Genomic DNA, 7,167 nt, shown 5'->3' on the forward strand with positions numbered 1-7,167 from the left:
CTCGATCCTGTTCGGCGTGCCCGGGGAGGTGGTGTCCACCGCCACCATCATCGACGGGCATCCCATGGCCAAGAAGGGCGAGGCCGGCCGCGCCCTGGGCGCGGCGCTCATGAGCTCGCTGGTGGGCGCCATCGTCGGCGCGTTCTCCCTGGCCGCCGCCATTCCCATCGTCACTCCGCTGGTGCTGTCCTTCAAGTCGCCGGAGTTCTTCTCCCTGGCGATCCTGGGGATCTGCTTTCTCGCGGCACTGAGCGGCGACAACAAGCTCAAGGGGGTGTTGGCGGGCGGACTGGGGCTGGTGCTGTCCACCGTCGGCCTGGACTACCAGGAGAACATCGAGCGCTATACCTTCGGCTTGGTGAACCTGTGGGAGGGGCTCGGCCTCATTGCCGCGGCCGTGGGGCTCTTCGCCGTGCCGGAGATCGTGGAGCTGTGGGTCAAGGGCTCCGCCATCGCCGAAACCAAGGTGGGCAAGCTGGGCGGCGTGTGGCAGGGGGTCAAGGACACCTTCATCCACATCGGCCTCACCGTCCGCTGCAGCATGATCGGCACCTTCTTCGGCCTCGTGCCCGGAGTGAGCGCGGCCCTGTCCCAATGGGTGTCCTACGCCCATGCGGTGCAGAGCACCAGGGACCGCAGCGGTTTCGGCAAGGGCGACGTGCGCGGCGTCCTGGGGCCGGGCGCGGCCAACAACTCGGGCATCGGCGCCGCCATGATCCCGACGGTGGCCTTCGGCGTGCCCGGCAGCGCCACCACCGCCATCCTGCTGGGCGCGTTCATCATCCAGGGGCTGCAGCCCGGGCCGAAGATGCTCACGGAGCACTTGGCTCTGACCTTCTCGTTCGTGTGGCTCATCGTCATCTCGAACATCATCACCGTGGTGCTGTGCCTGCTGTTCCTGAACCATTTGGCGAAGATCACCCAGGTGCGCGGCTCGTTGCTGATTCCGGCGCTGTTCATGCTCATCTACCTGGCGGGTTTCGCCAACACCGGCTCCTACTTCGCCATGACCACCACGCTGGTGTTCGGAGTGATGGGCGTGGTCATGGTGAACCACGGCTGGCCGCGCCCGCCGCTGGTGCTGGGGCTGGTGCTCGGATCGCTCGTGGAACGGAACCTGTTCATCTCCTACGAGATCTACGGGCTTTGGTTCCTGACGCGTCCCATCGTCATGGTAACCTTCGGAGTCGCCCTGGTCGTGATCTTCCTGCCCGGGTTGCAGGACTGGATGGCGAAGCGGGCCAAGCTCCAGGAGGATCTGGGTGCGTAACCGGACGGATATCGTCATCGGCGTGCTGCTGGTGACGGCCCTGTCATGGGCGGTGTGGGAGGCCCAGGGCTGGCCCGCGCGTACGCGTTTCTTTCCGCTGGCCATCGGCTATCCCGTGCTGGCCCTGTCGGTGATGCACCTCGCCCACAGCTTGTGGCTGGGGTTCCGCCCGCCCGCGTTCGAGCACGGTCCGGCCGGACCGCATCCCGTGGCGGACGCGGAACCGTTTATCGAGCCCGCGATGGTGCGCCGACGCACGCTGGAGATCTCGTTCTGGGCCGTGGCCTTCGCGGTGGGGCTGTACCTTCTCGGGTTCAAGGTGGGCGGGGTGGTCATGCCGACGATCTTCCTCCGCTTTCAGGCGCGCGAGACCTGGCGCACCAGCCTGGTGTACAGTCTGGGCGTGTACGTCTTCTTCAAGATGGGCCTGGAGGAGGCTCTTTCATTCCCCCTGCCCGCCGGCCAGATCGCCTACGGCCTGGGCCTCTATTCTTTCGATTCCTACCTGGTAGACCCGGTTCTGAACCTGCTCCGGTAAAGGTCCGCACCCCCCTGCCCTCGCCCCTGGCCGCTCAATGTGGGCGTTGCCGGCCACGGGCGTGGCCGCCGCTCCAGTACTCATGGAAATGATGGACCGGGCTGTGTCCGCGGCCGATGGAGAAGGCATGGCCGATGGCCCGGGTGATGAACTCCTTGGCCTCGGCCACCGCGGTCTCCACGGATTGGCCGCGTGCGAGAGCGCAGGCCAGCGCCGCGGAATAGGTGCAGCCGGTGCCGTGCGTGTTCTTCGTCCGTATCCGTGGGGCGGAGAGCTCATGGAACACCGCCCCGTCGTGGAAGACATCGGTGGCCGCGCCCCGGCGATGACCTCCCTTCACCACGACGCTGCGCGCGCCCATGTCGACGATGCGGCGGGCCATGTCCTGGATGGCCCTGGCGCCGGTCCCGGCCACACCGGTCAGCGCCTGGGCTTCGGGAAGGTTCGGCGTGACCACGGCGGCCAGCGGGAAGAGATGGGTCTTCAGTGCCTGGACGGCGTTTTCCCGGAGGAGCCGGTGTCCGCCCTTGGCCACCATGACCGGGTCCACCACCAGGCGTTCGACACGGTGTTCACGGACCTTGGCGGCCACCGCGCGGATGATCCGGGCGTTGGCGAGCATGCCGGTCTTGACCGCGTCGGCGCCGATGTCCTCCAGGACGGCGTCCATCTGGGCGGCGACCAGCGCCGCCGGCGCTTCGAGAATCCGCGTCACGCCGGTAGTGTTCTGGGCCGTGATGGCCGTGACCACGGACGTGCCGTACACGCCCAGGGCGGCAAACGTCTTGAGGTCGGCCTGAAGGCCGGCGCCGGCACCGGAATCCGACCCCGCGATGGTGAGGGCTTTGCATATCTTCACGGAAAGGCTCCTTCCGACGCTTCCTTACCACGGGAACGGACCCGACACCCACACCGGTGGCGTGTTCGACGCACCGGCGCCATCGGCCCGCGCGCCGACATTCTTCGGGATTGACATCCCCGGCGTTTCCTGTTGGCATTACCGGTCACGGTGACGCCATGGAAAAGATGCTTTCGAAAGACCGGCTTCAGGGATTTTTCCTCAACATGACCCGGCAGTGCTTCGGCGAGCTGGGCATCCGTGACGCGGAGGTGACGGGCTACGTGGCCGACGTGCTGACGGAGTTCGCCCGCAGTGACCGCCTGTTCCGCGTGCGCGCGCGCAGGCACCAACGGCTGGAGAGCGTGGTGGAGATGCTGGCGGACGAGCAGTCGGTGCTGCCGGACGGGAACCCCGCCTTCGCCGGCGAGAACATGCTGATGCGGGAGCGGCGCTTCCGCAAGTACCTCGGCGACTACACCTTGTTCATGAGCGGCGTGTTCCGCTCCCACGTGGAGCACGGAGGCTACCTGGACTATTACATCCGGGAGGGCAGCCGCTCCTACATGAAGGTGTCCGAGGTGGACCTGTCGCTCTACCGTACGGGCTTCCTCCTCTATCAGGAGCTCTCCGAGAAGTTCGAGTACTTCTCCGGTGCGCTCGACTACATGCACAAGGCCTACTTCGCGGACTCGCCGAAAAAGGATCCGTTCTCCGGTTTCCTCAAGCAGATCGAAGGATGGATGAAGGTGAACGTCACCGAGAACTGACGCCGCCGGAGTCTTTCCTTGACCAGACCCTTCCTTTTTGCCGCGGGTGTTGTCCTGCTCGTCGCCCTTTTCGGCGCGGGCTATCTGTGCGCGTTTCTGTGGACGCCGTACCAGGGACACCCGTCGGTAACCGAAATCGAGATCCGCAAGGGCGACTCGTTCGCGGCCATCACGCGGGAGTTGAGTGGCAAGGGAGTGATTTCCCAGTGGCGCCCGCTCGTGCTCTGGGCGCAGCTCCGTGGCGTGGACAAGAGGGTCCATCCCGGCCTGTACCGCTTCGAGGGGACCGTGTCCCCGGCGTCGGTATTGGCGCGACTCGTGGACGGCGGGAGCGTCCACTACAGGGTGACCATTCCCGAGGGCTTGACGGTCCGGCAGATCGCCGACCTGTTGGAGCGGCGGGGCCGGGTGTCGGCGGCGGAGTTTGTCGCCGCGGCGAAGGACCCCGCGCTGCTCGAGTCGTTGGGGGGCGACAGCGTGGAGGGCTACCTGTTCCCCGCCACTTACAAGCTCCCCGCGGTGACCACCGAGGAGCAGATCGTCGGGACGATGCTGGCGACCTTCGAACGCCGGTTTACCGCGGAGTTGGAGGCGCGCGGGCGCGCCATCGGCATGACGCGTCACCAAGTGGTCACCCTGGCCTCCATCATCGAGAAGGAAGGCGGGCCTCACGACGAATGGTCGACGGTGTCGGCCGTCTTCCACAACCGCCTGAAGCGGGGCATGCGGCTCCAGAGCGATCCCACGGTCATCTACGGCCTGGCGAATTTCAACGGCAACCTGACGCGCCGCGACCTCCGGACCCCCGGCCCCTACAACACCTACAGGATTTCCGGCTTGCCGCCGGGACCCATCGCCAACCCCGGTCTGGCCGCGATCAACGCGGCGCTGTTTCCCGCGGCGGTCGATTATCTGTATTTCGTGTCGAAGAACGACGGCAGCCACCACTTTTCCGCCACGCTGCGCGAGCATAACAAGGCCGTGGATCGATACCAGCGCAACGGACGCGCGCGGTCGCGCAAGGTGGCCTCCCCCTGACTCGAGACTTGGTCGGGATATTCGAAAGTTCGAAGGAAACTCCACCGAAGGGAGGAACAACATGGATGCATCCGACGTCCAGCGGGTCTACGGCCTGGCGGCCAGAGTGGGCTCCTTGGAGGGGTATCTGTACAGCGGCAAGGACATTGAGGTGGAGTATCTGCCGGGTTGGCTGGGCAACATCGAAAGGGAGTTCTGGGAGCTTTCGCCCGATGCCCGCCGTGCGTGCGCCGAGGCGCATCACGAGGTGCTGCGCAAGGTGGCGGCCTACCTCGGAAAGTTCCATGGTCCCGAGGACGCCAACGCGGTCAAGGCCCGCGGCATGGTCGAAATGGCCAAGGGTGTCATGGAGGCCGAAGGCTGATAGGCTGACCATGGCCGCGGGCGTGCTCCTCGAGCCGGTGGAGGTGAACGACACCCTGGGCGTGCCGGCGGAGCTGGCGCGGAGCCCCGACACGTTCGCCCTGCGCGTGCGCGGCGATTCCCTGGTCGAGGAACAGATCCGGGACGGGGACCTGATCCTGGTCCAGTCCGTCCCCGCCGCGGGCGACGGCGACACGGTGTTGGCCGTGGTGCGGGGCGAGGCCACGGTCAAGCGGTTGCTCCGCGAGGACGGGAGAGTGCTGCTGCGTCCCGCCAACGAACGGCTGGAACCCATCGTGGCCGAGGAAGATGACGTGGAGATCCGCGGCGTGGTGATCGCGGTGATCCGGAAATACTAGTGTGGTGTCTGGTTAATTCGTGGGAGAAACCGTCGATGAACCGCTTGGCCAACGAGACGAGCCCGTATCTGCTGCAGCACGCCGGCAACCCGGTGGACTGGTACCCCTGGGGCGAGGAGGCTTTCGCCAAGGCGCGGGCGGAAGACAGGCCGATCCTCCTGAGCATCGGCTACTCGGCCTGCCACTGGTGCCACGTGATGGAGCACGAGTCGTTCGAGAACGCGGCCATCGCAGCGCTGATGAACGAGAACTTCGTCAGCATCAAGGTGGACCGGGAGGAGCGTCCCGACCTGGACGAGATCTACATGAACGCCGTGCAGATGCTGACGCGGCGAGGCGGCTGGCCCATGACGGTGTTCCTCACCCCCGAGGGGAAACCCTTCTTCGGCGGCACCTACTACCCGCCCGAGGACCGGCAGGGCATGCCCGGCTTCCCGCGCGTGCTTCAGGCGGTGGTGGAGGCATACCGGAACAAGCGCGAGGACGTGGCCCGGAACGTTGACCAGATCGTGACCGCGCTGGATCGCATGAGCGTGCTGAGCGAGACCGGTCAGGAGATGAGCGTCGAGGTGGTGACGCGCGGGGCCGAGGGCCTCACGTCCGCCTATGACGCCGCCCACGGCGGCTTCGGCCGTGCGCCCAAGTTCCCCAACGCCGGGGTCTACAACCTGTTCCTGCGGTCGTACCGGCTGTCGGGAAACGGGCGGTACCTGGAGATGATCACCGAGACGCTCCGGAAGGTCGCCGAGGGGGGCATGTACGATCAGCTCGGCGGCGGCTTTCACCGATACTCCGTGGACGACAAGTGGCTCGTGCCCCACTTCGAGAAGATGCTCTACGACAACGGCCAGCTCGCGCAGGTCTATGCCGAGGCGTACCGGATCACCGGGGACGGGTTTTTCAAGCGCATCGTCGAGGAGACGCTCGACTACGTGTTGCGGGAGATGATTCAGCCCGAGGGCGGGTTCTACTCGGCGCAGGACGCGGACAGCGAGGGGGAAGAAGGCAAGTTCTTCGTGTGGGGCCGGAGGGAAGTCCTGGAACTCCTGGGCAAGGAGCACGGCGACATCTTCTGCCGGTTCTACGATGTCACGGATCTGGGCAACTTCGAGGGCAACAACATCCTGCACCCCATCCTCACCGTCGAGCAGGCGGCCAAGTACTTCGGCAAGGACCAGCAAGAGATCGAAACGGTCCTGGCGGAATCCCGGGCGCGCCTTTTCGCGGAGCGGGAGAAGCGGGTCAAGCCCTTCCGGGACGAAAAGGTCATCACCTCCTGGAACGGCCTGATGCTGTCGGGCGTTGCCGCGGGATATGCCGTCACCGGCGACGCGCGGATCCGGGAAGCGGGCGCGAGGACCGTCGATTTCATCTTCACGCGCATGTTCGAAAACGGCCTGCTGCTCCACACCTACAAGGACGGGCAGGCCAAGCTGCTGGGCTATCTCGACGACTACGCCTTCCTCATCGCCGGCTTGCTGGACCTGTTCGAGGCGACTTTCGAGGATGAGTTGCTGGACCGGTCAAAGGCCCTGGCCCGCACCATGGTGGAGGAGTTCTGGGACGAGGAGAACGGCGGCTTCTTCTATACCGGCAAGTCCCACGAGCAGCTCATCAGCCGCACCAAGCCCGGGTTCGACAGTTCCATTCCGTCGGGCAACGCGGTGGCGGCGCTGGTGCTGCTGCGGCTCCACCACTACACCGGCGAGCAGGATCTGGTGGAGCGCGCGGAGAAGGTCCTGCGTCTTCACTACGACGCCATGGCCAAGGAGCCGTTCGGCCTGGCCCACATGCTCGCGGCGCTGGACTTCCATCTTTCGATGCCGGCGGAGATCGTCATGGTGGCGGGAAAGGACGACCCGGATGCGCACGCGATCGCGCGGCGGGTGCAGGACAGCTACCTGCCCAACAAGACGCTCCGGTGGGTCAGCCCGGACGCCCGCCTGGCGGAGATCTCCCCGCTGCTGGAGGGCAAGTCGCAGATCGACGGC

8 protein-coding genes are annotated in these 7,167 nt (G+C 66.0%); 7 read left to right on the forward strand and 1 reads right to left on the reverse strand.

Translation table 11 applies throughout. The annotated features are described in order from the left end of the window. Positions 1-1,270 (forward strand): tripartite tricarboxylate transporter permease (locus tag OXF11_20120; GenBank protein MCY4489407.1); only part of this gene is annotated, 1,270 nt, incomplete at its 5' end. Continuing rightward, positions 1,263-1,808 carry a hypothetical protein gene (locus OXF11_20125; protein ID MCY4489408.1) on the forward strand — a complete coding sequence of 182 codons (546 nt, stop codon included), beginning with the start codon at positions 1,263-1,265 and terminating at the stop codon, positions 1,806-1,808. The genes OXF11_20120 and OXF11_20125, both read left to right, overlap by 8 nt. Before the next feature lie 34 nt (positions 1,809-1,842). On the opposite strand, the gene thiD is transcribed toward OXF11_20125, so the two are convergent. Further along, entirely contained in the window at positions 1,843-2,667 is an 825-nt protein-coding gene (thiD, locus tag OXF11_20130; protein MCY4489409.1) for a bifunctional hydroxymethylpyrimidine kinase/phosphomethylpyrimidine kinase, read from the reverse strand. A 158-nt stretch (positions 2,668-2,825) separates the two neighbouring features. Between thiD and OXF11_20135 the strand changes: the two genes are divergently transcribed. The 5 genes from OXF11_20135 to OXF11_20155 all read left to right on the forward strand — a co-directional run. Beyond that, positions 2,826-3,416: a hypothetical protein gene (locus tag OXF11_20135; GenBank protein ID MCY4489410.1), complete on the forward strand. Its 591-nt coding sequence runs from the start codon at positions 2,826-2,828 to the stop codon at positions 3,414-3,416. An 18-nt stretch (positions 3,417-3,434) separates the two neighbouring features. Further along, positions 3,435-4,454: an endolytic transglycosylase MltG gene (mltG, locus tag OXF11_20140; GenBank protein ID MCY4489411.1), complete on the forward strand. Its 1,020-nt coding sequence runs from the start codon at positions 3,435-3,437 to the stop codon at positions 4,452-4,454. A gap of 61 nt (positions 4,455-4,515) precedes the next feature. Continuing rightward, the gene (locus OXF11_20145; GenBank protein MCY4489412.1) at positions 4,516-4,818 is read left to right on the forward strand and encodes a hypothetical protein; all 303 of its coding nucleotides are present in this window, start codon (positions 4,516-4,518) and stop codon (positions 4,816-4,818) included. 10 nt (positions 4,819-4,828) lie between these two features. Beyond that, entirely contained in the window at positions 4,829-5,176 is a 348-nt protein-coding gene (locus tag OXF11_20150; protein MCY4489413.1) for a peptidase, read from the forward strand. Positions 5,177-5,211: 35 nt separating this feature from the next. Further along, the coding region (locus OXF11_20155) for a thioredoxin domain-containing protein (protein ID MCY4489414.1) at positions 5,212-7,167 on the forward strand (1,956 nt) is incomplete at its 3' end.

This window comes from Deltaproteobacteria bacterium (genome assembly GCA_026712905.1).
Taxonomy (GTDB): domain Bacteria; phylum Desulfobacterota; class Binatia; order UBA9968; family JAJDTQ01; genus JAJDTQ01.